This is a genomic window from Pseudonocardia sp. DSM 110487 (genome assembly GCF_019468565.1).
Lineage (GTDB): Bacteria > Actinomycetota > Actinomycetes > Mycobacteriales > Pseudonocardiaceae > Pseudonocardia.
This window is the reverse complement of record NZ_CP080521.1, coordinates 5,548,648-5,573,089: the sequence shown is the minus strand read 5'-3', so window position 1 is coordinate 5,573,089 and position 24,442 is coordinate 5,548,648. Positions and strand designations below refer to the sequence as shown.

Here is a 24,442-nt window from a genome sequence, read left to right as displayed (position 1 = left end):
GGAGAAACGATCGTGCAGATCACCGTGATCGGCGCCGCCGGGTTCGTCGGCAGCCGGGTCGTGACCGAGGCGGTCGCCCGAGGCCACGACGTCACAGCCGTCGTGCGGGACCGGTCCCGTGCCGCCGTCCTGCCCGCGGGAGTCCGCGTCCGCAGCGGCGACGCGGCCGACATCGCCGACGTCGCGATGCTGGGCGACGGGCAGGACGCCGTGGTTGCGGCCACCCGTCCGCCCGCAGGGCGCGAGAGCGAGCTCGTCGCCACCACGAAGGCGCTGCTTGCCGGGCTCGCCGGCACCGGGGCGCGCCTCGTGGTGGTCGGCGGGGCGGGCAGCCTGGCGGTGCCCGGCTCGGGCGGGCGACTCGTCGCCGAGGACCCTGACCTCGTCGAGCCGGACTACCGCGGAATCGCCAGGGCGGGTGTGCGTCAGCTCGCGGCCTGCCGTGCCGCCGTCGACGTGGACTGGACCTACGTGAGCCCGCCGGCCGCGATGCTCCCCGGGGCGCGCACCGGCCGTTACCGGCTGGGCGGCGACGAGCTGCTCGTCGATGCCGCGGGACGTTCGGCGATCTCCGTCGAGGACATGGCGGTGGCGCTGGTGGACGAGATCGAGGCGCCTGCGCACCGCCGAGTGCGGTTCACCGTGGCGTACTAGGACCGACTTCCTTGATGGTGCCCGCTGTGCCGACCAGCTTGCCTCATTTGCTTGTATGAGCTAATTTCTGCTCGTGCGAGCAAGAACGTTCACCGAGTCGGGCAGGCGCACCCAGATCGTGGCGGCGGCGATCGAGGTGATCGCCGAGGTCGGCTACGCGAAGGCGTCGTTCAGCCGGATCGCGAAACGCGCCGGCCTGTCCAGTACCGGCATGATCAGCTACCACTTCGCAGGCAAGGATGACCTGCTCGCGGCGTGCGTCGCCGAGATCGAGCTGGTCACGGGCGCGTTCATGCAGCCGCGCATCGACGCCGCCGACGGGCACGTCGCGCAGCTGCGCGCCTACGTCGAGGCGAATGTCGCGCTCGTCGGCGAGCACCCGGCCGCTGTCCGAGCGCTGATCGACCTGGTGAAGAACGCCGGCTCGCACAGCACCGAGGTCAGCGGCCGTCTCGCCTTGTTCGAGGAGCACTTCCGCACCGGGCAGGCAGCAGGCGTGTTCCGGCCGTTCGACCCGCGGACGGTGGCGATCGCCCTCATGACCGGGCTCGACGCCGTCGTCGCCACCGCGGCCGCCGACCCACCCGAACCCGTCGAGCTCGCCCGCATCGGCGGCGAGCTCGCTGACTTGTACGTGCGGGCGACCGCGTCCGATCCCGAGGGGGGATCCGCATGAGGATCGACGAGAAGCCCGTTCCCGACGCGGGCCTGCGCCGGGTGGTCCGCGCCAACCTGATGGCCGTCGTGTTCGAGGTGATCGTGCCGATGGTGCTGTTCTACGGGCTGCGCGCCGCGGGCGTGAGCCAGTGGTGGGCGTTGATGGCGGGTGTCCTGGTGGCCGCGCCGTACGTGGTGTGGACGGTCGTGCGCAACCGCCGAATCGACCTCGTCGCCCTGGTCACGTTGAGCGTCCTGGTGCTGTCGGTCGTGCTCGGCCTGCTGTCGGACGACCCACGCACCCTCGTCATCCGGGAAGCGTGGACCGCCGCGCTGGGCGGCCTGTTCGGCGCGTGGATGCTGGTCACGGTATTCATCGGCAGGCCAGCCCAGCTGACGCTGGGCCGCACGATCGCCGAGGTCAAGCGCGGCGCCGAAGGTGCGGCCGCGTGGGTCGCCCGCTGGGAGACCGACGCCCGGTTCCGGCGCGGGCTGCGCATCGACACAGCCGCATGGGGCGCCGTGCTGCTCGCCAACGCGGTGGTCCACGTCGTGCTCGTCTACACGCTGCCGATCGACCTCATCTCCCTGGTCACCACGGTGGTATGGCTCGGTGTGCTGGCCTGTCTGATCGCCTGGCACGTCTGGTACATCCGCAAGGAACACCTCGATGCCTGACGTGCTCGTCGCCGTGGCGGGCCGACCGGCCTGATCCGCCGATTTATGCACCGGACTTCCGGTTCGGGGCACCTGCGTCCAACCTGGGGAACGGCTGGGCGTCGAGCTTGTCGAAGTAGGTCTCGATGTCATCGACCCAGCGCACGATGAGCGCGCAGACCTGCCGCCTGTCCTCGGTCGGCCAGTCGGCGACCGCGTCGCGCATCCAGCCCTTGATCACCGCGTGGTAGCGGTCGATCAGCTCGATCCCCTCGTGGGTCAGCGCGAGCCGCGCCACGCGCCGGTCGGCGGGGTCGACGGTCTTCTCGATCAGACCGCGGGCGACCAGCCGTTGGACCTGCCGGGTGGCGTGCGGCCCCTCGACCTGCATCGCCTCCGCGAGGAGGCCGGCCTCTACGTGCTGCCGGCGTCGATCCTGATGATGATCGTGTCGCTGGCGTCCGGCGGGCTGATCCGACGGCTGTCCGCGCCGTACGTGGTCGCGATCGGGGCGGTGCTGACCGGCGCCTCGGAGCTCTGGCTCGTGCTGTCCCACGCGCATGTCACCGACGTGCTGAGCTCCATGACGCTGCTGGGCGTGGGCATCGGGCTCGCGTACTCCGCGCTCGCGACGATGGCGATCGAGCACGTCGACCCGGCGCGGACCGGAGTCGCCAGCGGCGTGAACAGCCTGGTCCGGATGCTCGGGGCGAGCGTATCCGGTGCGGTGGCGGCGGCCGTCCTCGCCGCGCACGTGTCACCGGGCGCGGCGCTGCCGTCGGTCGAGGGGTACGAGCTGGGCTTCGGCATCACCGCGATCGGCGCCGCGCTCGCGGCGGTGGTCGCGGTCGGCTTCGGGTTGCCGGGCCGCCGGCCGGTGCACTGAGCCCCGGGGCTCAGCCCTCGTCGGTGCGCTCGGGTGGGTCGTCGTCCGCCGGGGGTTCCGCGGACGTCCACTCCTCGCGGTTCGACCCGCCAGGGCCGAGTTCGCCGGAGACCTGGTCGGCGAGCGCCTCGTCCTCGCGGGGGTTGTGCTTGGAGCTACCGCGTTCCATCGGCGTCCTCCTTCCGGTGCATGCGCCGGCGTCGCTGGCTGCGCAGGAACAGGAGCAGCAGAGCGGCGATGACCCCACCGACCACCAGCGGCCGCTGGCGCACCGCGTCCTCGACGGCGGGTGCCTTCTCCGCCATGACCTCGCGGGCGTGCGCCACCTGGGCCTGCACCCGCTCGGTGGCCTCGGCGCGCTTCTCGCGCAGCCGCTGCGGCACGTCGACGCGGTGGACGAGCTCCTCGACCGTGTCGCCGAGCTCCGTCCTCAGCTGCGCGACGTCCCGCTCGACGACCTCACCCTCGTTCGGGGCGCCGCCGTCTCCCGGCCTGGTCATCGGTGCACCGCGTTCCGGACCGCGGCGACGTCGTTCTGGACGCCCTGCACCGCCTGTTCCGGCACCGGGGGCGTGGCCTTCCGCAGCCGCGAACGCCCGACGAGGGCGAGCGCCCCCGCCACGAGCAGCAGCACCACCCCGACGATCAGGGCCGACAGCCACACCGGCATCACCGTGGCGAGCCCGGCGATCGCGGCCGCGATCAGCGCGCCGACCCCGAAGAGGGCCACCACGCCACCTGCGCCTGCGAGCCCTGCCCCGGCACCCGCCCGCTTCCCCTTCGCGGTGAGCTCGGTCCGCGCCAGCTCCAGCTCGCGGCGGAACAGCTCGGAGAGCTGTGCGGAGAGCCTGCGGACGAGTTCGCCGGTCGAGACGTCGGTCAGCTCCGCGGTGGTCGCGGCCGGGTCCGGGGTACCGGGCGTGGGCGCACCGGGAGGGGGCGCTGTCCGCTGCGCCGGCACGCCCGTCGTGTGCGAGGTCATGCCGGAGAGCTACCCCACCACCCGGCTCCGCTAACCCGTCACCGCAGTCAACCCGTCACCGCCTCGAGCTCGGTCACCGCGTCCGACACCGCGATCACGCAGGCACCACGGGCGGCTTGCGTGCCGGCGCCGTCCCGCAGCCTGCGCGCTTCGGCGCCGGGGGCGTCGAGCGCGGCGGCGAGCTCGTCCGGTCGCTCGGCGAGGATGGCGACGGCGTCGGCGAGCCGCTCGAGCAGGACCGCGAGCTCCGGGTCGCCGGGGTGGTCCTCGTGCTCGGCGCGGTTGGCGAGCAGGACGCTGACCTGCAGCACGCGTTCGCAGACCCGGCTGAGCCGGTCGACGACGTCGCGCCCCGCAAGCGGGGAGTCGGCCCGGCGGATGTGGCGTCTGCGCGGGTTCCAGCGGGCGCTCTCGCGGCCGTACCACACGGCGTCGTCGGCCCGCCGCACGGCGCGGCGCAGGCCGCGGGCGCTGTGCGTCCAGCGGCGCGCGTCGGTGGCCGACCAGCCCTCGCGCACGGCGGCGGCCATGTCGCGCAGCTGCGTGGCGACCTCATCGATGAGCGCGCCGACCGCGTGCCGCGCGTCGCGCAGGTGCACCGGGGGGAACAGGACGGTGTTCACGAGGGCGCCCACCAGCGACCCGCAGAGGCTGAGCGCCACCCAGCCCGCCAGGTCGAGGGCGTTCGCCGCGGTGCCGTTGACCACCACGATCAGCGAGGTGATGGCGACCCACCACCCGTCGGGGCCGAACTGCCGCCACCGGCCGACCAACAGCCCGATCAGCACGACGACGGGCACGGCGAGGGTGCCGACCGGCACGAGAAGGCCCACGAGGTGCGCCAGCACGACCCCGGTGGCCACCATGCCCGCTTGTCGGGCCGCCCCGGTCCAGGAGCCCCGCACGGTGCTCGTCACGGTGAGGACCGCGGCGTACGGGGCGAGGAAGGCGTGACTCCCGGCCCACGGGCCCGTCACCAGCAGAGAGGCGACGGCGGCCAGTGCAGCCTTGACCGCCTGCACCACGACCTCGCGGTCGCGGCCAGGCCTGCACAGCACACGCAACTGCTCCCGCACCAGGTACCACAGGTTCGACACGACCGGATGGTGCCCCGTGCCGGCCGGGACATGCGCGAACGTGAACCGCGCTACGGCCGGCGCTGGGCGATCTGCGACTGGACGACGCCCTGCAGGTGGGTGAGGCCGGTAAGCCCGAGCGAGCCGACCTGGGACTCCAGCTGCCGCAGCAGGTGCGGGTCGTCCACGGCGTGCTCGGAGGACTGCAGCAGCACGGTGCCGGCGCCGGTGAAGTCGAACTGCCGTTCCTCGCCGGAGGTGGCCCCGAAGAAGCCAGCGGCGGCGCCGAGGAAGCCGGTCATCCAGCCCGCGTCGAAGTGGTGCGACGGCGACGGGCAGTCGGCCCATCCGACGAGCGCCTGCGGGTCGACCCGGATCGGCGGCTCGGCGAAGATCACCGGGCCCGAGCTGGAGGCGAGGAACTTCCCGGTTCCGATGAGCGTGAGGAAGCCGGGCACGATCGACTGCTTGAGCTCGAGCGTCGCGTCGAAGGCGAGCAGGTTCGCCGCGCGCAGGGTGAGGTTGCCGTCGGTGAGGTCGTAGCTGTTGATGTCGTAGCCGCGGTCGCCGAGCAGGAGGTGCCCCGCTCCGGTGGCCACCACCCAGTCGCGGGTGTAGAGGGGTGCGGAGAAGCGCGAGGCCACGAAACCGCCGATGCTCCCGGCGGTGAGCGGCTCGAACCTGATCCCCGAGCCGTGCGCCGGGTAGTAGGCGATCATCCGCCCGGTCTGCATGAACAGCTGCCCGTCGAGGCGCACGCAGTAGGCGTAGTGGTTGCCCGGGATGTTGTCGTTGTCGGGCAGCGTCTGCGGGTTGAGCGTGCCGGTCACCGCGATCACACCTTCTGCTCGGACGCCTGGACGTACACGGTGCCGCTGCCGGTCAGCTTCAGCTGGATCGCCTCGCCCGAGCCGCGGCCGACGGCGTCACGCCAGCTCGCGTTGACGGCGATGTCGGCGTTCACCTGCCCGACGTGGGCGACGTAGGCCTGGGGGTCGACCGTGGTGGGCCGGCCGGGCTGCACCGGAAGGGCGATGGTGCCGCCGTGGGAGAGCACCGCGACCGAGCCGACCCCGTGCAGCTGGGTCGTGAACATGCCCTGGCCGGTGACGGCGCCCCGCACCGCGCCGCGGATGCCGCCCTGTTGGCCGAGGAAGACCACCGTGGACTGCAGCGCGGCGTCGTGGGCAACGAGGCGGTCGGCCTCGACGGAGAGCGGCCCGGAGCCGTCGAGCTCGACGATCGTGACGTACATGCCGCGGAAGCCGTAGTAGACGGTGCCGCGTCCCCGGGCGACCATCTGCGACACCTGCTCGCCCCGGACCATCCGGCCGGCCATGCCGCCGATCCCGCCCTGCCCGGTGTGGACGGGGGCGAAGCCGACGTCGCCGGTGTAGGCGAGCATCGCGCCGCGGCGGGCGAGCACCTCCGTGCCCGGCGCCACCGCGGCCATGACGACCTTCGGGTTCACCTCGGTGAAGGGCACTACCGCTCCTCAGGCTGGACGTAGACGACGCCGGTGCCGTCGAAGCGCAGGGAGAACGCTTCGCCGGAGCTCTCGCCGATCAGGTTGCGCCACGACACGTCGGTGACGAAGGTCTGGTCGAGCCTGCCGCTGCTGGCGACGAACGCGTCGGGGTCGACCACGAGCGGGAACTGGGGCGAGACCTCCAGCGCGATGAGCGGCCCGCCCGCCGACAGCAGGGCGACCGCGCCCGCGCCGGTGACGGTGGTGGTGAACAGGCCCTGCCCGGACGACGCGCCGCGCAACCCGGCGAACGCCACGTCGGTGCGCAGGCCGTCGGAGATCGCGAGCAGCTGCTCGGACTCGACCTTGAGGGTGTCACCGTCGAGCTCGACGATCACGACGTCCATCGCGTCCTTCGCGAACCAGACGGTGCCCGTGCCGGAGCACTGCATCAGCGCGACCGACTCGCCGGTGGCCCGGCGCTTGATCGCCGCCCGCAGCCCGTCGCCACCGCCGAGGCCTGCGTTGCGGAAGGTCACCTCGCCGGTGTAGGCGATCATCGAGCCGGTGGCGGCCCGCACCGAGCCGCCCTGCAGGTCGATCTCGAGCACCCGATGGCCGTTCAGCCGGAACCCGCGCACGTCGTGATCATCACGGCGGGGGGTGAACAGCAGGTGAAGGCAGCGCTCGCCGGTCTACTCGGCGCGACGAACGGGCCACCGGCTGTGTCCGAGCGGCCGGCGACGTTTGCTTCTCCGGGAAGTCGTGGAACGTGACGGGTATGGAGGTTTCGCGCCGGCCCGCCCCCGGCCGCATCGAGTTCGTTCACCGCAGCTGGCCGGCGGACCCGAACCAGCTCGCGGTGATCCGGCGGGAGCTCTCCGGCTGGCTCGCCCCACTGGCGCTCACGGAGATCGAGGTCGCCGACGTCGTGCTCGCCGTCGACGAGGCGGCCGCCAACGCGGTGCGGCACGCCTACGGCCCCGACGAGGCCGGCGCCGTCGAGCTCACGCTGTGGACGGAGTCGGGACCATCGGGACCAGCGACGCTCTGCATCGAAGTCGTCGACCACGGCAGCTGGCGGCCCCCGTCGGACGGGCCCAAGGAGGGTGGGCGGGGGATCCCGCTGATGAGCCACATGTCCGAGTCGGTGCTCATCCACTTCGACCATCGAGGCAGCCGCGTGCTCCTGCGACACCGGATTCCCGATGCGAACGGCGACCGGGAGCACGAGGAGGCCTGATACCCCGGAGGCGGGTACCCCGGGTTCATGGTGAAGCGGCAACGACAGGACAGGCCGCACCGCACGCGGGCCGACTACGAGCGTGGCCTGCCCGACTACCACGACCCCACGGCCGGTTTCGGCGGGGCCGCCCCGGCCTACAGCGCGCTGACGCTGCGGGCGGTGCTCGCGGTGTTCGGGCTCGTGTTCGCGGCCGGCGCGGCGTGGATCGGCTTCGCGAACGCGTTCCCGATGCTCGGATGGGCCATGGTGGTCGTCGCGGTGATCGCCCTCGTCGACCTGGTGTGGGTGCTGTACCGGAAGTGGCGCGGCGAACCCGGCTAGTGTCACGGCCGGCTTCGCAGGACCGAGGCCACCTCGGCGCGCAGCCGGTCCCACAGCTGGTCGACGTCCTCGGGGCGGGTGGTCACCGCGCCGATCGCCACGCGGATGACGTAACGCCCGCCGGTCACGGTGTGCGTCAGGAACGCCGCGCCGGAGGCGTTGACGCGCGTGAGCACCTCGCGCGTCGCGGCGTCGTCGGCCTCTGGACCGGCGCCGGTGATCATCCGGAGGAATACCAGCCCGAGCGACGGCTCGGTGCCAGCTCGAACGCAGGGTCGGCGCGCACCCGATCGGCGAGCTTCGCGGCGAGCGCGACGTGCTCGCGGATGTGCGACCGCAAACCCGACAGTCCCGTGCCGTGCACCACCGCCCACAGCTTGAGCGCCCGGAACCGCCGCCCGAGCGGTATCTGCCAGTCCCGAAGTCGACCACCGCGCCGGACTCCGACGCGGGGTTGCGCAGAAACTCCGGCGTGATCGACAGCGCCGCGGGCAGCGCGGCACCGTCGCGCACCCACAGCAGCGACGCGGCGAACGTGAACACCGGGTCGAGGCCCAGCTGCCCGACCCACGTGCAGTGGCAAGACTCACGTGCAGGCCACGCAGCGAATCGCGCCGGGGCGGCGCATGGTCGAACGGTGACTGGCGAGACCGGCGCGACGACGGGCCGAAGCGGCGAGCGGACCCGCCTGCGCCTGCTGCAGCTGACCGGGCTGACCAGCAGTTGCGACCGGTTCTCTCTCGCGCCGCTGATGGTGGTCATCAGCATCGACATGCGGGCGCCGCTCGTGGCCGTGATCGCCGTGGCGAGTGCCTACTACCTCGCCTACGGGCTGATGCAGCCCGTGTGGGGGCTGGTGAGCGATCGAATCGGGCGCGTCCGCGTCATGCGGATCGCGCTGCTGGGGGCCGCGCTGGCAGGCGTCGTGTCGGCCGTCGCCCCGAACCTGCTGGTCCTCGGCATATCCCGCACGATCGCGGCCGCCTGCGTAGCCGCGCTGATCCCGGCCACGCTGGTGTACGTCGGCGACATGTGGCCCGCGCAGATGCGGCAGCGCCCGCTCGCGGAGGTCCTCACGGCGTCGTCGCTCGGTACGGCGCTCGCGACGGCCGGGGCAGGAGTGGCCGCTGACCTGGTCGGCTGGCGTGTGGTGCCGGCCGCGACCGGCGTGGCCGCTGCCGCCCTGTGGGTGGCGCTGCGCCGGCTGCCCGAGCCCGAGCGTGAGCCGGTGACCAGGAGCCCGATGCGTTCCCTCGGCGCCGTGGTGCGCCACCGGTGGGCGCTCGCAGTGCTCGTCCTGGTGCTCGTCGAGGGCGCGGTCGTGCTGGGTGTGGTGACCTACCTCGCGCCCGCGGTGCAGGCGCTCGGCGCGTCGGCGGCCATCGCCGGGCTGGTGGCGGCGTCGTTCGGAGTGGGCGCCGTCGTCCTGTCGCGCGTGGTACGACTCCTGGTCGGGCGGCTGTCGGCGTCCGGGCTCGCGGCGATCGGCGCGGCCATGCTCATCGCCGGCTGGACACTGCCCGCGCTGACCGTCTCGCTCACCACGGTGACCGTCGGGGGACTGCTGGTGGGCGGGTCGTGGGCGTTCCTGCACACGACGCTGCAGAGCTGGGCCACCGAGGTGGTGCCAGGGGAGCGGGCGGCGATGATCGCGCTCTTCGCAGCCCTGCTGTTCCTCGGCGGCTCGGTCGGCACCGCGGTACTCGCCCCGCTCGCCGACGCGGCCGCGTTCGACACGGTGTTCCGGGCGGCGCTCACGGTGTCCGTGCCGCTGGCGATCGCGGCCGTGCTCGCCCGCCGCCGTTACGGCGACCGGGGGACGGTCGACCCCGGCCCGGTGGCCGACTGACGGTGGTATGACAGGTCCCGACGATCACCGAGGCGAGAAGGCGGGAACTGTGGACATCACGAATGGGGTTGCGCTGGTCACCGGAGGCGCGTCCGGGCTGGGACTCGCCACGGCCAAGGCGCTGCGCGCCGCGGGCGCGCAAGTGGTGATCGTCGACCTGCCGACGTCCGAGGGTGCCGAGCGCGCCGCGGCGATCAGCAGGGAACTCGGCGACGGGGTGCGTTTCGCCCCCGCCGATGTCCGCAGCGAGGCCGACGTGGCCGCCGCCCTCGATCTGGCCGACGAGCTCGGGCCACTGCGGGTGGCGGTGAACTGCGCCGGAATCGGCACCGCCCACCGGACGATCGGGCGCAAGGGGGTGTTCCCGCTGCCCGACTTCACGCGCGTCATCGAGATCAACCTGATCGGCACGTTCAACGTGATCCGCTTGTCCGCCGAGCGAATGACACGGCTCGACCCGATCGGCGAGGAGCGTGGCGTGATCGTCAACACCGCGTCCGTGGCGGCGTTCGACGGCCAGATCGGCCAGGCCGCCTATTCCGCGTCGAAGGGCGGCGTGGTGGGGATGACCCTCCCGATCGCGCGCGATCTCGCGAGTGCCCAGATCCGCGTGATGACGATCGCGCCCGGGTTGTTCGACACCCCGTTGCTCGCCGGGGCATCGGACGAGGTGCGCGCCTCGCTCGGTGAGCAGGTGCCGCACCCCGCCCGACTCGGAGATCCCGCGGAGTATGCGGCACTCGTGACGCACATCGTTGTCAATCCGATGCTCAACGGCGAGGTCATCCGGCTCGACGGCGCAATCCGGATGGCCCCGCGCTGAACAGGATGAGTCAGTGCGCCTTGTGGTAGGCCTCGAGCACGTTGGACGGGATACGGCCCCGCTCGGAGATCTTCATGCCCTGCTGCTGGGCCCATTCGCGAATGGCCTGGTTCTGCTCGCGGTCGGTGCTGGGCCGGGCCGCGGCGACGGCGCCACCGCCACCCGAACGGCGGCGTCCACTCGTGCGACGAGCTGCGGAAACGAAGGGCGCGAGGGCCTCGCGCAATCTGGCGCTATTGGCCGAGGACAGGTCGATCTCGTAGGACCTGCCGTCCATCGCGAACTCGACCTGCTCGTCGGCGACGCTGCCGTCCAGGTCGTCGACCAGGGTGACGGTCGTCTGCTTGGCCACTGGTGCTGCCTTTCAGAACTGCTCCGGGTACGCCGGACTACCCGCGGGGCGGGGATCCGGCGCTGGAGAACGGTGGGCACTAATTTCGGGATCGATGATAAAGGAGTCCGGTGCGCATTGTCGATCCGGGACCTGACCCATGGGTGTGCCGTGACCAGAATGGATCGCGCTCCCCGGGAAAGGGTGGAGCGTCAGGACGTGGCCGGAGCCGGTGGCAGCTTCACAGCGATCTCACCGCCGAGCCGGAACCCGGGCGCGAGGTCGAGATCGTCGCCGCTCCAGAACCGTCCGGGGTCATACCAGTCCGGGTTGCGATCTGGCGGCAATAGCCCCATCTCCTGGTAGGTGAGGGCGACGACCTCCGCGCAGTAAGCGCTCTCCAAACCGGCTTCGGATGCGGATCGGCGCCTGCGCAATCCGGCCGGCAGCCGGCCGCGCAGCCATCGGCCCGTCAGCCGGGCCGCGGACGGGAACGGCTTGCCGTCCAGCCGGGCGACCGCCCGCAGCGCGCCGTCCTCGTGTGCGCGCTCGACCGGCCCCTCCAGCTGTCGCAGCCAGGCCCGCTGCCGGTAGCGATGGCCCCACTGCAGCACCGCGTCGCGCATGTCGTGCAGCTGCACGCCGCGGTGTCGGGCGCCGGTCCAGAGGTCGGGGAGCGCACGGCCCAGCTCCGCGTGCCACATCAGGGGCGGGAGGTCGTCGAGTACGAGGGCCATGCCGACGTGGTTGATCGGCGCGTTGGTGACGCCGCGGATCGCCCGGTCGGCGCCGGAGGAGCCGCGGAAGAGCCACATGTCGCCCGTACGCACCAGCTCGCAGGCCTCGTCGAGGGTAATCGGGGTGCCGGGCACGCCGCTAAGCTAGTGCCCCGCGCCGGGAGCCCACCACGTACCTCGACGGCCCAGCTTCCCGCTGGGCGCACCGGCGAACCGACCGAGTACGCCCGGTACGAGGCCGGCCCGCCGGCGCACCCAGCGGAAACCTGGATCCCCCGATCTACGTACCGGGCTCCCGGCGCGGGACACTGGCGGCATGCGCCTGTGGAAGCTGCTCGGACTCGCCGGGCTTGCCGGTGTCGCCGCCACCGGCGTCGTCATCGCGCGGAAGGAACGGCAACGGCGGGCGTACACGCCGGAGGAGATCCGGGCACGGCTGCACGAGCGGGCGGCCGTTCTGGAGGAGCCACCTCGGTCGCCATGACGTCCGGCTCGATGTTCTCGGCCGGGCAGACCCAGCCGCAGCGGGTGTGGTCCCAGTAGCAGCGCTGGTCGTGCCGGTGCCATGGCTCGGCGGGGAAGTTGGTGCTCATCGCGTGCGCTTCGCGCAGGCGCTCTGACGTCGATTCGCTCGCAAGCTCGCTCATGGTCGGTCCCTTCGACGGCGGGAGTCCCGCCGCGCGTGCCTGAAGGGCTCGGCCATCGCGGTGCGGGCGTTACCGCTCGTCAGGAGGTGCCGGGCCGGCCGCCAGATACCAGTGCCCCGGCTAGGAGGACGGGGCGTCGAGGCGCCCGGCGGGAGATAGTGGCCGCATGGACGTCCCCGTGGACCTCTCGTTCGAGCCGCTGACACCGGTGTCGTTCCTGGATCGGGCCGCATCCGCGCACGGCGACCGGATCGCCGTCGTCGACGGCGCCCTGCGCTACAGCTACGCGCAGCTGCACGAGCGGTGCACGCGGCTGGCGGGCGCGCTCGCGCCCCTCGCGCAGGGTCGGCCGGTGGCGGTGCTGGCGCCGAACACCCACGTCCTGCTCGAGGCGCATTTCGGCGTGCCGTGGGCCGGGGTGCCGCTGGTCGCGATCAACACCCGGCTGGCGGCGGCGGAGATCGCCTACATCCTCGGGCACGCGCGGGCGGCCGTCCTCGTGCACGACCCGGTGTTCGACGCGCTGGTCGCCGAAGCCGTGTCCGGGCTGGCCGAGCCACCGGTGCTCGTGCCGGTGGGGGAGCGCTACGAGGAACTGCTTGCCGCTGCCACCCCGCTGACCGTAACGCCGAGCGACGAGCGAGCCCTGCTCTCGGTCAACTACACGTCGGGGACGACCGGGCGGCCCAAGGGCGTGATGTACCACCACCGTGGCGCCTACCTGCAGGCCCTCGCCATGGCCGCGCACACCGGGCTCTCGCCGTCGGCCGTGCACCTGTGGACGCTGCCGATGTTCCACTGCAACGGCTGGTGCTTCCCGTGGGCGGTCACCGCGGCCGCCGGCACCCACGTGTGCCTGCCGAAGGTGGAGCCCGACGAGGTCTGGCGGCTGATGCGCGATGAGGGCGTCACCCACCTGGAGGGCGCGCCGACGGTGCTCTCGATGATCGCCTACGCCGCGGCGGCGGCCCCGCTGGAGCGCACGGTCCGGGTGGCCACCGGTGGGGCTCCGCCGACGCCCGCGATCCTGCGCAGGATGGGCGAGCTGGGATTCGACGTCACCCACCTCTACGGCCTCACCGAGACGTTCGGCCCGGTGATGATCTGCGACTGGCGGCCGGAGTGGAACGGCCTCGACCCGGGAGAGCAGGCGCGGCTCAAGGCCCGCCAAGGCGTCGGGAACATGATCTCCTGCCGGGCCCGCGTGGTCGGGCCGGACGGCGCGGACGTCCCGGCCGACGGCGCGACGATCGGGGAGATCGCGCTGCGCGGCAACAACGTGATGCTGGGTTACCTGCACGACCCGGACGCGACGGCCGCTGCGGCCCCCGACGGCTGGTTCCGCACCGGCGACCTCGGCGTCGTGCACCCCGACGGCTACGTGGAGCTGCGCGACCGCAGCAAGGACGTGATCATCTCCGGCGGCGAGAACATCGCGAGCGTCGAGGTGGAGCAGGTGCTCGCCGACCACCCCGCGGTACTGGAGGCGGCCGTCGTGGCCGCGCCCGACGAGCGATGGGGCGAGGTACCCGTCGCCTACGTCACCCTCCACGACGGCGCGAGCGCCACCGCGGAGGAGCTGCGGGAGCACGTCCGCGGGCGGCTGGCGCGGTTCAAGGCACCGAAGGCGGTGGTGTTCGGGCCGCTACCCAAGACGTCGACGGGCAAGGTCCAGAAGTACGTGCTGCGTGAGATGGCGGGTCAGCGCACGGCAGGCGCGAGCGGGTAGGTGTTGTCGGGCTCCTGGTCGCCGCGGCCGGACGGGAGCAGGTCGAACAGGTTCCAGACCGGGCTCATCAGATCCATGCCGCGGCCGGTGCCGTCCGGGAAATCGGCCGGCTGCGTGGTGACGTGCCGGATCCGGCCCTCGGTGCCCTTGGCGTGCACGCTGAACGCCGGGAACAGCGCACCGCGGGACCCCGCGACGCCGAGGTCGTCGAGGAACGTCGTGCCGGCGCAGGAGACCAGTCGCACCCGCCGCCAGCCACGGCTGCGGGCCCAGGCGCGCAGCACGGGGAGTGGCGCCGGCGCCATGACGGCGAAGCCCGCGCGCCGGGTCAGGTGCCGTTCGACCCCGTCCAGGCCGTCGACGAACATCGAGCACGCCGCGCAGGCCTTCGTGTCCTCGGGGTGCAGCATGAGGTGGTAGAGCACGAGCTCGGCGTGGCCCGCGAAGAGCTCCGAGAGCGCGACGGGTCGCTCGGGGCCGTCCACCGAGAGGTCGTCGGGGCCCTCGGCGAAGCGGTAGTCGGGCAGCTCACCGCCGGGCGGGAGCGCGCGGCGCCGCGCGGCCACGGCCTCGATCCGGTCGCGCAGCTCCGCCTCGGCCGCCACCAGCTCCATGCGCGCCAGGCGGTACTCCTCGGCCGCCGATTCCGGCCACAGCCGCGGCGACTCGCCCTCGACGTGCAGGGTGATGCTCTTGAGCTCGGTCCACCACTGCGTCGATGTCGGTTGCGTTGACGTCATGTCTCCTCCTCGTCAAGGGCCTGCTTGAGGGCGGCGAGCCGCGCGTCCCAGAACTCTGCGACGAACGCGTGCAGCTCTTCGAGCGCGTCGGGCCGGGCGCGGTAGAAGCGCCGGGTGCCCTCGCGACGCTCGACGACGAGCCCGGCGCCACGCAGCACGCGCAGGTGCTGCGACACGGTGGGCCGGGCGACGTCCGGGAACCGGCCGGCGATGGCGCCGGCCGTGAGCTCACTGTCGCGCACCAGGCGGAGGATCTCCCGCCTGCGCGGTTCGACGAGGGCCTCGAGCACGGCTTGCATGGCACTTAATGTAGCTCAGTGCCTACGTAGTTGCCAAGCAACGGATACGCTGTGCGATTGGACACCCCGCAAATGGGTGGCGAGTAGCGTCCGGCAGAGTGAAGGGGTGGCTGTCGTCTCCCCGTCCACCGGTGCGGTGGTGTTCCGCGTCGTCGCGATCGCCGAGGCGTGCTCGTGGGCCGGCCTGCTCATCGGAATGTTCTTCAAGTACGTCGTGGTGTTCGACGACATCGGCGTGAAGGTGTTCGGCCCCATCCACGGCGCGCTCTTCGTGGCCTACGTGGTCGTCACGCTGGTCGTCGCCCGCACGTTCGCGTGGCGGTTGCCGACCACGCTGATCGCGCTGGTCGCGAGCATCCCGCCGCTCGCCACGCTGTGGTTCGAGCGGCGCGCGAGCCGTCGGGGCATGCTGGCCGAGCCCGCGGCAGTCGCCTAGTGGAGAGGGCACAAGGGCGGGCCGTGCCCACTCGTGGCCGGCCGCCCCCATCGGGGCCGGGCCGGGGCCGGCCGCCGGGCCCCATGGCCCCTCCCGGCCCGGGGCGGGTCAGGCGACGCGTTCGATGAGCGTGTGCAGGGCGTGCGCCGTCGCGAAGTCCGGCGTGTTCCGGGTGTCGTCCCGGAGGTCGCGCGCGAGCTGCGCGTAGAGGCGGGCGACGTTCGTCGCGGACGTCGGGAGGCCGGGCGTGGCGTCGGGCACGGACTCCTCCTGCCATCCCGTGTCGCCGGGCCGCGACACGTGTAGCGCGAGGCCTCCGATCTGCAGCTGCGCCGCCCACGGATCGCTCTCCGGGACGGAGACCATCGCGAGGTCGCCAGTCGTTCCGGCGATCTCCAGACGCGTGCGCGGGTACGCGGCCTCTGCGTCGTGCAGGTGAACCGACGCGAGCGCCCCGCAGGCGAGCTCGGCGGTGGCCAGGATGTGATCCGGGCTCGTGACCGCGATGGGCTCGCCGGTCTCGGCCACCCGGTGCTCGGGACTGCGGACGGCCGTGCGCGCGGTGATGGCGCGAACGGGCCCGAGCAGGAACTGTGCCAGGTCGAGGGCGTGCCCACCGAGTACCTCGACCAGGCCTGCGCCGGCGGCGCGGTCGTAGGTGTAGGCCGTCCACGCCGGGACGTCGCGGGTGCTGCCCTTGGTGCGCGAGCTGTAGAGGGTCGCGGAGAGGACCGTGCCGATCGCGCCCTCGGCGATCAGGCGCCGGGCCCGCTCGACGGCCGGTGCGAAACGGGCCTGTAGGCCCACCATGGCGTGCACGCCCGCCCGCCGCGCGGCCTCGGCGAGGTCGGCGGCCTCGGCGGCGGTGGGGGTCAGCGGCCACTCGCAGTAGACGTGCTTGCCCGCGTCGAGGGCGACCCGGACGAGCTCGACGTGCGCCGGCACCTTCACCGTGACGACGACGAGGTCCACGTCGGGGTGTGCGGCGAGGCGCGCCGGATCGGTGAAGGCGTGCCTCGCGCCGAACCGCTCCCGAGCCGCCTCCGCGCTCTCGGTGCGGGTGGTGGCCACCGCGGCCAGTGCGAAATCCGGGGACGCCTGGATCGCGGGGACGTGGGCGCGGGCTGCCCAGCCCCGTTCCGGGTTGGCGCCGATGATTCCGACGCCGAGTTGCGGCTTCATGAGCTCCCCCAAAGCGGGTCAACGTGTTCCGGTTTCACCGTACGTGAAACCGGAGCGCTATGACCCGGTTATGGTGTGGGCATGACCACGGGACTCGACGCCCTGCTCGCCCCCGAGGGGGGTCGGTTGCGGGCCGACGCACGCCGCAACGCCGAGCGGCTCGTCGCCGCGGCCCGGGCGGCCCTCGACGAGATCGGGCTCGACGCCACCACGCGGGACGTCGCCCGGAGAGCCGGCGTCGGGCTCGGCACGCTGTACCGGCGGGTGCCGTCCCTCGACGCCCTGATGGCCGCGATCCTGGCCGACACCATCGACGAGATGACGGAGCAGGCGGTCCGCGCACGGGAGGCCGACGACGCCTGGGCGGGCTTCACCGCGTTCGCCGCGGACTTCGTGCAGCTGCGCGCGTCGAGCTGCGGGCTGCACGCCGCGCTGGGCGGAGGGGGAGGGCCCGACGTGGAGACCCGGGTGGAACGGCTGCGGGACGCGGTCCGGGAACTGGTCCGCCACGCCCAGGACGCCGGGGCGATCCGGGCCGACGTCGACTGGGTGGACGTCCCGTTCGCGCTGGGCACGGCCATCCCGGCCGACCACACCCTCGGCATGGCCGCGCGGCCCGACCAGTGGCGCCGCAACCTGGCGATCGTCCTCGACGGCCTCCGAGGCTGATGCGGGGCTAATGCCCCCCGAGCATGAGCCCCACCAGGTCGCGCCTGCTGCGCACCCCGAGCTTGTCGAACACGTGCTTGAGGTGGTCCTGGACGGTGTGGGGCGAGATGTGCAGCGCGGCGGAGATCGCCCGCGTCGACGACCCGCGCAACACCAGCCGGGCCACCTCGGCCTCCCGATGGGAGAGGCCGAAGGCCGCCAGCCGGATCGTCACGGTGGCACGTGCGGTGCACGGCTCGATGACGACGGCGACGCGCCCCGCCTCCGCGCCGTCGAGGTGGGACGCGTGCAGGGCCAGCCACACCCCCGAGGCACCGCGCACCCGCACGCTCGGGTCAGGCCGCTCGCTGCGCAGCGCGGCGACGACCGCGTACACGATCGCGGGCAGCGGCAGGTGCGGGGCGGGTTCGAGCTGCTCCAGCAGCGCGGCGGCCTCCGGGGTGGTTGCGACGACGCTGAGGTCCCCGGCGAGGACCAGCACACCGGGACGCGGATCAGCGGCGGCGGGCGCCGCGTGCAGCAGCACCGACTGGCGGAAGACGTGCGCCATGTGCGGCGCGACCCGGGCGAGGACCGCCGCCTCCGCGGCGGTGAAGCCCTGCGGGTGGTCGGTGCGGTGCAAGCAGAGGTAGCCCCAGCAGTCGCCGCCGGTCGTGAGGGCGGCGCGCAGCTCGTCGCCGAGCCCGGCCGGGCGCATGATGTCGCGGTAGCGCTCGCTCGACCAGCGGTCCCCGCGCGTCGCCGCATCGAGCGACGACACGTGGGTGGCGGCGGTGGCGAGCGTCGTGAATTTGTTGACGTCCTCGGCGCCGAACTCGTTGTCGAGGTACAGCGCCGTGGCGGCGTCGAGGGGATCCTCGGCGTAGGCGCTGGTGAAGAGCAGCGTCTCCGGGTCGGCCGTCGCGAGGAAGGCTGCGTCCACCGGCATCAGGCGCCGCAACGCCCGCAGCACCCCCGTCCGCAGCGCGGGGAGGTCCTGGCCACTGTGGCACAGCCGGACGAGGTCGCCCTCCGCCCGTGCGGTGCCCGGCGCCGGGCTCATGGCGGAAGTGTGCGCCCGCTCGAGGCGTCGGCGGAACCCCACATTGCTGGGATGGTCCCGGGCTTCGGGGCGCCCCACCCTTCCGGCATGGAATCCCGGAACAAGGAAATCGTCGAGGCGTTCATCCAGGAGCTCTTCACGAAGGGCGACCTCGACGCCGTCGACCGCTACGTGCACCCCGACTGCATCGTCCATGACCCGCCGGTCCCCGAAGCGCCGTCCGGCGCGGAGAGCCTGCGGCAGGCCGCGGTCATGTTCCGGCAGGCGCTGCCGGACTGGCACAGCGACCTCCTCCAGCTCGTCGCCGAGGGCGACATCGTGGTGGAGCGTTTCCGTGCGAGCGGCACCCACACCGGCGGGCCGCTGATGGGCGTGGCCCCCACCGGCCGCACCCTGGTTCTCGATGGCATCAACATCTTCCGCATCGCGGACGGCCGGATCGTCGAGCGCTGGGGCCGCCTCGACCAGCTGGGGCTGCTGCGTCAGCTCGGGCTCGTGCCGGACTAGGTGGCTGGTGTCTTTCGCGTGGCGGTCCGGCCTCCGGAGGCTGTCTTCCGTGGGCCGGCCGGCCCGCAACCACCACGAAGATCACCAGACCGGTGCCGTGGCGGCCTCGGGCTGATCTCCCAAGGTCACGCACCCGTTCTCGGTTCACGCTGCCCGTCGACGAGCCGCGCGGACCGACAAGGGGTGCACGAGCCGAGACCGGGTGTGGGAAGACACGGCGGATCCGCGACACCGCCTCCTGGCGGCGCCGCGCGCCCACTGGGCAGGCCCTCGGCATGCCCACACCGCTTGGCCCCGCACAATGCGCGCGGTCAGAATGCCGGTTCAGGTCCAGAACACCAACCACCGAAAGACACCAGCCACCTAGCGGACACCCACCGCCGCGGTGAGGGCCTGGTCGAGGTCGGCGACCAGGTCCCGCGGGTCCTCGAGGCCCACCGAGAAGCGCAGGTGCCCGTACCGGCGGAACTCCTCCGGATAGAACCGGCCGCGCTCGTCGTCGCCGGAGACGTGCACGATCAGCGACTCGTCGTGGCCGAGCGACACCGCCGACGTGATCACGCGCAGTGCCGCGACGAACCGGTTCTGGGTGTCGGCGTCGCCGTCGACGGCGAACGCGAGCATGCCGCCGAACCCGCCGTCGAGGGTGCGGGTGGCGAGTGCGTGCTGCGGGTGCGACGCGAGCCCGGGGTAAGCCACGTACGCCACGCGCGGGTCCTGGTCGAGGAACTCGGCCACCGTCTGCGCGCCCGCACAGTGGGCCCGCATCCGCATGGGCAGCGTCACCGATCCGCGCATGATCAGCCAGGCGTTGAACGGGCTGATCGCCCCGCCGACGTTCACCATCGCCTCCCGGCGCACGGCATCGACCAGGGCCGTTCCGGTCTCCCCGCCGCCGATGAGGGCGCCGCCCATCGCGTCGCCGTGGCCGTTGATGTACTTCGTGAGCGAGTGCACGACGACGTCCGCGCCCAGTGCGAGCGGGCGCTGCAGCACGGGCGTGGCGAACGTGGCGTCCACCGAGAGGAGCGCGCCCGCGGCGTGGGCGAGCTCGGCGACCGCGGCCACGTCGGTGATGCGCGTGGTCGGGTTGGCGGGCGTCTCGACGTGGACGAGGCGGGTCTCCGGCCGGATCGCCTCCGCAACGGCGTCCGGGTCCGATGAGTCGACGAGCGTGGCCGTGATCCCGTACTTGGCCGGAAGCAGCTCGGTGAGTAGCCGGTACGTGCCGACGTAGGTGTTGTCGGAGCACACGACGTGGTCGCCGGAGCGCAGCGCGGCGAAGAACAGCCCGTGGACGGCGGCCATCCCGCTGGCGAGCGCCACCGCGGCGTCCCCGCCGTCGAGCGCGGCGAGCTTCTCCTCGAGCCACCGCTGGTTGGCGCCGCCGTTGCGCGTGTAGAGCGGCGTGCCCGTGTCCGACCAGGACAGCTCCGACGGGTCGTCGGGCAGGGCGTAGGAGTTGGCCATGACCAGCGGGCGGCGGATCGCCCCGCTCCCGGCGTCGACGGCGTTGCCGGCGTGCACGGCGAGGGTGGCCAAGCGGGGGACGTCACGGTGCGGTGAGGACACGCGTCCTTTCTAGATCTCCGCGCCGAGCGCGCGGTAGGCCGGGCGCAGCAGCTGCGCCACCTGCTCGCCCCGGACCTCGATCGGGAACGGCGGCACCTGGTCGAGCAGCGCGTCCGGCGGCGTGCGCGGCCCGGCAAACTGCTCCGGCACGTCCCCGCCGACCCAGAACCGGTCCATGACCTCGGAGAGGTCCTCCCCGTGCGCGGGCGGCGGGGCCGCGGAGCGGCGGGTACGCAGCTCCTCCAGCAGGGCATCGCGGTGGCGCCCGCGCATCGCGAGGATCTGGAACGGGTCGGCGTCGAACCGCTCGGCGAGCACGTAGCAGACCGCGGCGAGGTGCTTGCACGGCACGGCGTAGTCGGGGCAGCTGCAGTCCATCGCGAGGTCGCGCTCGTTCGCGGGGAAGAGCGAGAGCCCCACCGCCTCGAACACCCGCTCGATGTCGCGGGGCATCTCCCCGTTGAGCAGCGCCGCCGCGTACGCGGCCTCGTCGGCGAGCGCCTGCGCCACCGCGGCCCACTCCGCCTTGCCGAACGCGGGGACGCCGAGCCGAACCTGGTATGGCTGCGGCCGCGAACCCTGGACCTGCGCGACGACGCCGCCGACGTCGATGGTGAGGGAGACGATCTGCCCGGCGCGGGCGTAGCTGCGGCCGCGAGAGAGGCGCCCTCCCACCCCCAGCGACTCCAGCACCGAGAGGAAGCGCTGCGACCACCACGTGCGGGCGACCTGGCCGCGGGTGCTGTGGATCTGGATGCCGCCCTCGACCTTGCGCGGGCGGGATGGCTCGGCGTCGCGCCACCAGAAGGGGTCGGGATCAGGCATCCTCTGCCTCCTCCTGCAGTGCCTCTGCGCCGAGCGTGAACAGCTCCCGCAGCGACTCGGTGGACAGCTCCGTGAGCCAGCCCTCACCGTCGCCGACGACCATGGAGGACAGCGCCTTCTTCTTGATGATCAGCTCGTCGATGCGCTCCTCGACCGTGCCGGGGCACACGAACTTGCGCACCTGCACGTTGCGGCGCTGGCCGATGCGGAACGCGCGGTCGGTGGCCTGGTTCTCGACCGCGGGGTTCCACCAGCGGTCGAGGTGGACGACGTGGTTGGCGGCCGTGAGCGTGAGCCCGGTGCCACCGGCCTTGAGCGAGAGCAGCATGATCGGCGGGCCGTCACCGGCCTGGAACCGCGTGACCATCTCGTCACGGCGCTTCTTCGTGGTGCCGCCGTGCAGGAACGCGACATCCGTGTCGAAGCGGGCCGAGAGGTGCGGGACGAGCATGTGGCCGAACTCGGTGAACTGGGTGAAGCACAGCACGCGGTCGCCCTCGTCGAGGATCTCGGCGAGGATCTCCTCCAGCCGGATGATCTTGCCGGAGCGCCTGCCGATCGGGGATCCGTCGTGCAGCAGCTGTGCGGGGTGGTTGCAGACCTGCTTGAGCTTGGCCATGGCGGCGAGCACGTTGCCGCGCCGTTCGATGCCCTCGGAGTCCTCGATCTTCTCCAGCATGTCGTCGACGACGGTGCGGTAGAGCGAGGCCTGTTCGCGGGTGAGCCGGTAGTGCTGGGTGACCTCGATCTTGTCGGGCAGGTCGTCGATGATGGTGGGGTCGGTCTTGACCCGGCGCAGCAGGTACGGGCGGGTGACGCGGCGCAGCAGCGCGGCCGCGTCCTTGCTGCCGTGGCGCTCCACCGGGATCGCGTAGCGGATGCGGAAGGCATCGGCGGAGCCGAGCAGGCCGGGGTTGAGCACGTCCATGATCGACCAGAGCTCGGAGAGCCGGTTCTCCACCGGAGTGCCGGTGAGCGCAACGCGGTGCTCCGCGGTGAACCGGCGCACGGCGCGCGCGTGCGTGGCCCGGCTGTTCTTCACGGCCTGCGCCTCGTCGAGCGCGAGCCGTCGCCACGACACCGGGGCGAGGTCGTCGCCGTCGCGGGCCGCGGTGGCGTAGGTGGTGACCACGAGGTCGGCCTCGGCGACGGCGGTGTGGAGCTCCTCGCCGTGGGCGCGGCCCGCGCCGTGGTGGGCGAGCACGCGCAGGCCGGGCGCGAACTTCGCGGCCTCCCGCTGCCATGTGCCGACCAGTGACATGGGGCAGATCAGCAGCGTGGGTGCTCGCTTCTCGTGCGCCCGCTCGTAGGCCTCGAGGGCGAGCAGCTGGACGGTCTTGCCCAGCCCCATGTCGTCGGCGAGGCATGCGCCCAGCCCGAGCGCGGACAGGAACGCGAGCCAGGACACCCCCCGCTGCTGGTAGGGGCGCAGTTGGGCCTGGAAGCTCTGCGGCGGCTCGATCGGGGTGATCGTCTGCTCCGCGGTGCCGGCGAGCAGCTCGCCTATCCAGCCGTCGGCGCGGATGTCGGTGACGGGGAGCGGGACCTCCCCGTCGTCCCAGTCGTCGGGGTGGCGCTGGGCGAGCGCGAGCACCTGGGCGGCGGTGGGGGCGCCCGCGTCGCGGCGGGTGCGGGCGCGGCGCAGGAACTCCAGGCCTTTGCGCAGCCGGTCGACGTCGACGCTCACCCATCGGCCGCGCAGCCGCACGAGCGGCGCCTTGGTGGCGACGAGCTCGCTGATCTCCTCCTCTGACAGCTCCTCGTCGCCCACCGCGATCGACCAGCGGAACTCCGCCAGCTGCTCGCGACCCAGCCCGCTGCGGGTGAGCACGCGATCGGCCGGGGTGCTGCGGGCGGACAGCGTGAGCCCCACCCGGCGCGCGCCGTCCCAGCCGCGGGGCAGGTGCACCCCGAACCCGGCCTCGACGAGCAGCGCGGCGCGCGTGGTGAGGAACTCGTGGGTGTCGTCGACGGTGAGGTCGAGATGGCCGGGCCGCGCCTGCCGCAACGCCCGCGCGAGCGCCGGGTACACCAGCGCCGCCCTGCCCAGCTCGGCGAGCAGCAGCTCCTGGGGCTCGGCGAGCAGCCGCTCCGCGGCGCCGGCCCACACCTGCTCGGCCGGCACGAGCAGGCTCGGGTCGGCCGTGGACTGCAGCAGGAACTCCAGCACCCAGCGGGTGCCCTCGCCGGTCTGGTCGAGCGTGTCGGGATCGGGATCGGACGGGTCGTGCAGCGTGCTGATCTCCGAGAGCCGGAAGGAGGCCCGGCCCTCCCCGGTGGTGTCGGCGCCGACCGCGTCCCATTCGGCGACGGCGTCCTCGAGGGCGGAGAGCTCCGTGATCGGGACGGTGTCGTCGATCCGGCCGTCGGCGGTGAGCAGGGCGGCGAGCCATGCCTCCGTGGCCGGCAGGGCGCCGGGCCGCGGTGGCACCAGTGTGACCGGCTCGGGTGCGCGGGCCATCCGGTCGCGCACGGCGGCGTCGGTGAGGGCTTCGAGCGCGTCGGCGAGCAGATCGTGCGGGTCGGGCCCGGTGTCCGGCGCGAGCGCTTCGGCCCGCCCGACCGGCGGCAACGCGCCCACCAGCGCGTCGAACGCGACAGCGTCGAGCCCCTGCACGACCGGGCGCCATCGGGCGAACGCCCTGCCACCGTGGCGGCGCAGGGTGGGCAGCACCCTCCCGCGGGCGGCGAGGTCGGCGGCCAGTGCCGCCACGGCGCGCAGGTGGGCGACGGAGGAGCCGTAGCGCGCCTCGTCGGCCGGGTCGTCCAGCTCGGCTGCGTCGACGGCGAGCGCGGGCACCGTCCAGGCCCGCAGCACGGGCCCGCCGCGCGGCGCCCCGCCCCGGCCCGACCCATTCCTGCCCGCACTGCGCACCAGCTCGGGCGATGCGAGCGGCCCGCCAGGGCGTGAGGGCAGCAGGAGCGTGGCCGTGGCCGGCTTGCCCGGGTGCAGTGCCGCGAGTGCGGACACCGGCGCCGCGAACGGGTGCGGCCGGGCGGGGCGCAGCGACCGGCTGGACGAGCCGGGCGGCCGGTCGCCGTCCTCGGCCCAGAGCAGCACCCCGCGGCCGGGGGACCAGAGGGCGTGGACGGCGAGCACGGGATCA

32 protein-coding genes are annotated in these 24,442 nt (G+C 73.1%); 13 read left to right on the top strand and 19 right to left on the bottom strand.

All coding sequences use genetic code 11. The features are described 5' to 3' along the window. The first annotated feature begins 12 nt into the window (after positions 1-12). The 3 genes from K1T35_RS25965 to K1T35_RS25955 all read left to right on the top strand — a co-directional run bounded on the left by K1T35_RS25965 (position 13) and on the right by K1T35_RS25955 (position 1,989). Positions 13-654, top strand: a complete 642-nt coding sequence (locus tag K1T35_RS25965) for an NAD(P)-dependent oxidoreductase (protein WP_220254348.1) — start codon at positions 13-15, stop codon at positions 652-654. Between the two features lie 73 nt (positions 655-727). After that, positions 728-1,330 carry a TetR/AcrR family transcriptional regulator gene (locus tag K1T35_RS25960; RefSeq protein WP_255620731.1) on the top strand — a complete coding sequence of 201 codons (603 nt, stop codon included), beginning with the start codon at positions 728-730 and terminating at the stop codon, positions 1,328-1,330. Then, a complete protein-coding gene (locus K1T35_RS25955) occupies positions 1,327-1,989 on the top strand; it encodes a VC0807 family protein (protein WP_220254346.1) in 663 nt (220 codons plus the stop codon). Before K1T35_RS25960 ends, K1T35_RS25955 begins: the two co-directional genes overlap by 4 nt. Before the next feature lie 43 nt (positions 1,990-2,032). Here the strand turns inward: K1T35_RS25955 and K1T35_RS25950 are convergent, their stop codons facing one another. Beyond that, positions 2,033-2,359: a MarR family winged helix-turn-helix transcriptional regulator gene (locus K1T35_RS25950; protein ID WP_220254345.1), complete on the bottom strand. Its 327-nt coding sequence runs from the start codon at positions 2,357-2,359 to the stop codon at positions 2,033-2,035. Between K1T35_RS25950 and K1T35_RS25945 the strand changes: the two genes are divergently transcribed. Continuing rightward, positions 2,339-2,854, top strand: a complete 516-nt coding sequence (locus K1T35_RS25945; protein WP_220254344.1) for an MFS transporter — start codon at positions 2,339-2,341, stop codon at positions 2,852-2,854. The two genes, K1T35_RS25950 and K1T35_RS25945, sit on opposite strands and share 21 nt — an antisense overlap. Positions 2,855-2,864: 10 nt before the next feature. On the opposite strand, the gene K1T35_RS25940 is transcribed toward K1T35_RS25945, so the two are convergent. Genes K1T35_RS25940 through K1T35_RS25910 form a run of 7 tightly spaced genes read right to left on the bottom strand, consistent with a single transcriptional unit; the run spans position 2,865 to position 7,021 of the window. Beyond that, positions 2,865-3,023 (bottom strand): hypothetical protein, encoded by a 159-nt coding sequence (locus K1T35_RS25940; protein ID WP_220254342.1) that lies wholly within the window; start codon positions 3,021-3,023, stop codon positions 2,865-2,867. Continuing rightward, a complete protein-coding gene (locus K1T35_RS25935; protein WP_220254341.1) occupies positions 3,010-3,354 on the bottom strand; it encodes a DUF3618 domain-containing protein in 345 nt (114 codons plus the stop codon). The genes K1T35_RS25940 and K1T35_RS25935 overlap by 14 nt, the downstream gene beginning before the upstream one ends. Further along, complete coding sequence (locus K1T35_RS25930) at positions 3,351-3,836, bottom strand: phage holin family protein (protein ID WP_220254340.1); 486 nt, start codon at positions 3,834-3,836, stop codon at positions 3,351-3,353. Before K1T35_RS25930 ends, K1T35_RS25935 begins: the two co-directional genes overlap by 4 nt. Before the next feature lie 47 nt (positions 3,837-3,883). Then, positions 3,884-4,933, bottom strand: a complete 1,050-nt coding sequence (locus tag K1T35_RS25925) for an aromatic acid exporter family protein (RefSeq protein ID WP_220254338.1) — start codon at positions 4,931-4,933, stop codon at positions 3,884-3,886. A gap of 50 nt (positions 4,934-4,983) precedes the next feature. Beyond that, on the bottom strand, positions 4,984-5,742 hold the full coding sequence (locus K1T35_RS25920) for an AIM24 family protein (RefSeq protein WP_220254334.1): 759 nt from the start codon (positions 5,740-5,742) through the stop codon (positions 4,984-4,986). Between the two features lie 5 nt (positions 5,743-5,747). After that, positions 5,748-6,398 (bottom strand): AIM24 family protein, encoded by a 651-nt coding sequence (locus K1T35_RS25915; RefSeq protein ID WP_220254326.1) that lies wholly within the window; start codon positions 6,396-6,398, stop codon positions 5,748-5,750. Beyond that, entirely contained in the window at positions 6,398-7,021 is a 624-nt protein-coding gene (locus K1T35_RS25910; protein WP_220254320.1) for an AIM24 family protein, read from the bottom strand. Before K1T35_RS25910 ends, K1T35_RS25915 begins: the two co-directional genes overlap by 1 nt. 140 nt (positions 7,022-7,161) lie before the next feature. Between K1T35_RS25910 and K1T35_RS25905 the strand changes: the two genes are divergently transcribed. Further along, the gene (locus tag K1T35_RS25905; protein WP_220254318.1) at positions 7,162-7,623 is read left to right on the top strand and encodes an ATP-binding protein; all 462 of its coding nucleotides are present in this window, start codon (positions 7,162-7,164) and stop codon (positions 7,621-7,623) included. Between the two features lie 27 nt (positions 7,624-7,650). Further along, a complete protein-coding gene (locus K1T35_RS25900; RefSeq protein ID WP_220254316.1) occupies positions 7,651-7,947 on the top strand; it encodes a hypothetical protein in 297 nt (98 codons plus the stop codon). 2 nt (positions 7,948-7,949) lie between these two features. On the opposite strand, the gene K1T35_RS49065 is transcribed toward K1T35_RS25900, so the two are convergent. Next, a complete protein-coding gene (locus K1T35_RS49065; protein ID WP_255620722.1) occupies positions 7,950-8,171 on the bottom strand; it encodes a hypothetical protein in 222 nt (73 codons plus the stop codon). Further along, the gene (locus tag K1T35_RS49060) at positions 8,168-8,314 is read right to left on the bottom strand and encodes a hypothetical protein (protein WP_255620720.1); all 147 of its coding nucleotides are present in this window, start codon (positions 8,312-8,314) and stop codon (positions 8,168-8,170) included. Before K1T35_RS49060 ends, K1T35_RS49065 begins: the two co-directional genes overlap by 4 nt. 270 nt (positions 8,315-8,584) lie before the next feature. On the opposite strand from K1T35_RS49060, the gene K1T35_RS25890 reads away from it, so the two are divergent. Together K1T35_RS25890 and K1T35_RS25885 are read left to right on the top strand one after the other, a co-directional pair. Beyond that, complete coding sequence (locus tag K1T35_RS25890) at positions 8,585-9,796, top strand: MFS transporter (protein WP_255620718.1); 1,212 nt, start codon at positions 8,585-8,587, stop codon at positions 9,794-9,796. 49 nt (positions 9,797-9,845) lie between these two features. Continuing rightward, positions 9,846-10,619 carry a 3-hydroxyacyl-CoA dehydrogenase gene (locus K1T35_RS25885; protein WP_220254312.1) on the top strand — a complete coding sequence of 258 codons (774 nt, stop codon included), beginning with the start codon at positions 9,846-9,848 and terminating at the stop codon, positions 10,617-10,619. A gap of 10 nt (positions 10,620-10,629) precedes the next feature. On the opposite strand, the gene K1T35_RS25880 is transcribed toward K1T35_RS25885, so the two are convergent. Both K1T35_RS25880 and K1T35_RS25875 read right to left on the bottom strand, forming a co-directional pair. Then, positions 10,630-10,971 carry an Lsr2 family protein gene (locus tag K1T35_RS25880; RefSeq protein WP_220254311.1) on the bottom strand — a complete coding sequence of 114 codons (342 nt, stop codon included), beginning with the start codon at positions 10,969-10,971 and terminating at the stop codon, positions 10,630-10,632. A 191-nt stretch (positions 10,972-11,162) separates the two neighbouring features. After that, a complete protein-coding gene (locus tag K1T35_RS25875; protein ID WP_220254305.1) occupies positions 11,163-11,822 on the bottom strand; it encodes a hypothetical protein in 660 nt (219 codons plus the stop codon). A 181-nt stretch (positions 11,823-12,003) separates the two neighbouring features. Between K1T35_RS25875 and K1T35_RS25870 the strand changes: the two genes are divergently transcribed. Then, positions 12,004-12,171 carry a hypothetical protein gene (locus K1T35_RS25870; protein WP_220254304.1) on the top strand — a complete coding sequence of 56 codons (168 nt, stop codon included), beginning with the start codon at positions 12,004-12,006 and terminating at the stop codon, positions 12,169-12,171. Positions 12,172-12,500: 329 nt separating this feature from the next. Further along, the gene (locus K1T35_RS25865) at positions 12,501-14,063 is read left to right on the top strand and encodes an AMP-binding protein (protein WP_220254298.1); all 1,563 of its coding nucleotides are present in this window, start codon (positions 12,501-12,503) and stop codon (positions 14,061-14,063) included. On the opposite strand, the gene K1T35_RS25860 is transcribed toward K1T35_RS25865, so the two are convergent. After that, the gene (locus tag K1T35_RS25860; protein ID WP_220254297.1) at positions 14,036-14,803 is read right to left on the bottom strand and encodes a DUF899 family protein; all 768 of its coding nucleotides are present in this window, start codon (positions 14,801-14,803) and stop codon (positions 14,036-14,038) included. The two genes, K1T35_RS25865 and K1T35_RS25860, sit on opposite strands and share 28 nt — an antisense overlap. Then, the gene (locus K1T35_RS25855) at positions 14,800-15,102 is read right to left on the bottom strand and encodes a helix-turn-helix transcriptional regulator (protein ID WP_220254296.1); all 303 of its coding nucleotides are present in this window, start codon (positions 15,100-15,102) and stop codon (positions 14,800-14,802) included. The genes K1T35_RS25860 and K1T35_RS25855 overlap by 4 nt, the downstream gene beginning before the upstream one ends. A 106-nt stretch (positions 15,103-15,208) precedes the next feature. Between K1T35_RS25855 and K1T35_RS25850 the strand changes: the two genes are divergently transcribed. Beyond that, positions 15,209-15,538: a DUF3817 domain-containing protein gene (locus tag K1T35_RS25850; protein ID WP_255620716.1), complete on the top strand. Its 330-nt coding sequence runs from the start codon at positions 15,209-15,211 to the stop codon at positions 15,536-15,538. A 108-nt stretch (positions 15,539-15,646) separates the two neighbouring features. Here K1T35_RS25850 and K1T35_RS25845 read toward each other — a convergent pair whose 3' ends face one another. Beyond that, on the bottom strand, positions 15,647-16,720 hold the full coding sequence (locus K1T35_RS25845; protein WP_220254287.1) for a Gfo/Idh/MocA family protein: 1,074 nt from the start codon (positions 16,718-16,720) through the stop codon (positions 15,647-15,649). Between the two features lie 81 nt (positions 16,721-16,801). Between K1T35_RS25845 and K1T35_RS25840 the strand changes: the two genes are divergently transcribed. Then, complete coding sequence (locus K1T35_RS25840) at positions 16,802-17,389, top strand: TetR/AcrR family transcriptional regulator (protein WP_220254285.1); 588 nt, start codon at positions 16,802-16,804, stop codon at positions 17,387-17,389. Positions 17,390-17,396: 7 nt separating this feature from the next. Here K1T35_RS25840 and K1T35_RS25835 read toward each other — a convergent pair whose 3' ends face one another. Then, positions 17,397-18,431: a LuxR C-terminal-related transcriptional regulator gene (locus K1T35_RS25835; protein ID WP_220254284.1), complete on the bottom strand. Its 1,035-nt coding sequence runs from the start codon at positions 18,429-18,431 to the stop codon at positions 17,397-17,399. Between the two features lie 87 nt (positions 18,432-18,518). Here K1T35_RS25835 and K1T35_RS25830 point away from each other — a divergent pair, with 87 nt between their 5' ends. Next, positions 18,519-18,938: an ester cyclase gene (locus tag K1T35_RS25830; protein ID WP_220254283.1), complete on the top strand. Its 420-nt coding sequence runs from the start codon at positions 18,519-18,521 to the stop codon at positions 18,936-18,938. A gap of 363 nt (positions 18,939-19,301) precedes the next feature. Here K1T35_RS25830 and K1T35_RS25825 read toward each other — a convergent pair whose 3' ends face one another. Genes K1T35_RS25825 through K1T35_RS25815 form a run of 3 tightly spaced genes read right to left on the bottom strand, consistent with a single transcriptional unit; the run spans position 19,302 to position 24,435 of the window. Beyond that, the gene (locus K1T35_RS25825; RefSeq protein ID WP_220254281.1) at positions 19,302-20,510 is read right to left on the bottom strand and encodes a PLP-dependent aspartate aminotransferase family protein; all 1,209 of its coding nucleotides are present in this window, start codon (positions 20,508-20,510) and stop codon (positions 19,302-19,304) included. A 9-nt stretch (positions 20,511-20,519) separates the two neighbouring features. Next, positions 20,520-21,335 (bottom strand): SWIM zinc finger family protein, encoded by an 816-nt coding sequence (locus K1T35_RS25820; protein WP_220254280.1) that lies wholly within the window; start codon positions 21,333-21,335, stop codon positions 20,520-20,522. Continuing rightward, positions 21,328-24,435 carry a DEAD/DEAH box helicase gene (locus K1T35_RS25815; protein WP_220254269.1) on the bottom strand — a complete coding sequence of 1,036 codons (3,108 nt, stop codon included), beginning with the start codon at positions 24,433-24,435 and terminating at the stop codon, positions 21,328-21,330. Before K1T35_RS25815 ends, K1T35_RS25820 begins: the two co-directional genes overlap by 8 nt. Positions 24,436-24,442: the final 7 nt, after the last annotated feature.

What these genes read in the sequence shown, in the direction of transcription:
- K1T35_RS25845 (WP_220254287.1), bottom strand. Translation starts at nt 16,720, where the DNA reads ATGAAGCCGCAACTCGGCGTCGGAATCATCGGCGCCAACCCGGAACGG.
- K1T35_RS25955 (WP_220254346.1), top strand. Translation starts at nt 1,327, where the DNA reads ATGAGGATCGACGAGAAGCCCGTTCCCGACGCGGGCCTGCGCCGGGTG.
- K1T35_RS25905 (WP_220254318.1), top strand. Translation starts at nt 7,162, where the DNA reads ATGGAGGTTTCGCGCCGGCCCGCCCCCGGCCGCATCGAGTTCGTTCAC.
- K1T35_RS25860 (WP_220254297.1), bottom strand. Translation starts at nt 14,803, where the DNA reads ATGACGTCAACGCAACCGACATCGACGCAGTGGTGGACCGAGCTCAAG.
- K1T35_RS25900 (WP_220254316.1), top strand. Translation starts at nt 7,651, where the DNA reads ATGGTGAAGCGGCAACGACAGGACAGGCCGCACCGCACGCGGGCCGAC.
- K1T35_RS25950 (WP_220254345.1), bottom strand. Translation starts at nt 2,359, where the DNA reads ATGCAGGTCGAGGGGCCGCACGCCACCCGGCAGGTCCAACGGCTGGTC.
- K1T35_RS25865 (WP_220254298.1), top strand. Translation starts at nt 12,501, where the DNA reads ATGGACGTCCCCGTGGACCTCTCGTTCGAGCCGCTGACACCGGTGTCG.
- K1T35_RS25835 (WP_220254284.1), bottom strand. Translation starts at nt 18,431, where the DNA reads ATGAGCCCGGCGCCGGGCACCGCACGGGCGGAGGGCGACCTCGTCCGG.
- K1T35_RS25935 (WP_220254341.1), bottom strand. Translation starts at nt 3,354, where the DNA reads ATGACCAGGCCGGGAGACGGCGGCGCCCCGAACGAGGGTGAGGTCGTC.
- K1T35_RS25940 (WP_220254342.1), bottom strand. Translation starts at nt 3,023, where the DNA reads ATGGAACGCGGTAGCTCCAAGCACAACCCCCGCGAGGACGAGGCGCTC.
- K1T35_RS25930 (WP_220254340.1), bottom strand. Translation starts at nt 3,836, where the DNA reads ATGACCTCGCACACGACGGGCGTGCCGGCGCAGCGGACAGCGCCCCCT.
- K1T35_RS25830 (WP_220254283.1), top strand. Translation starts at nt 18,519, where the DNA reads ATGGAATCCCGGAACAAGGAAATCGTCGAGGCGTTCATCCAGGAGCTC.
- K1T35_RS25870 (WP_220254304.1), top strand. Translation starts at nt 12,004, where the DNA reads ATGCGCCTGTGGAAGCTGCTCGGACTCGCCGGGCTTGCCGGTGTCGCC.
- K1T35_RS49065 (WP_255620722.1), bottom strand. Translation starts at nt 8,171, where the DNA reads ATGATCACCGGCGCCGGTCCAGAGGCCGACGACGCCGCGACGCGCGAG.
- K1T35_RS25840 (WP_220254285.1), top strand. Translation starts at nt 16,802, where the DNA reads ATGACCACGGGACTCGACGCCCTGCTCGCCCCCGAGGGGGGTCGGTTG.
- K1T35_RS25820 (WP_220254280.1), bottom strand. Translation starts at nt 21,335, where the DNA reads ATGCCTGATCCCGACCCCTTCTGGTGGCGCGACGCCGAGCCATCCCGC.
- K1T35_RS25855 (WP_220254296.1), bottom strand. Translation starts at nt 15,102, where the DNA reads ATGCAAGCCGTGCTCGAGGCCCTCGTCGAACCGCGCAGGCGGGAGATC.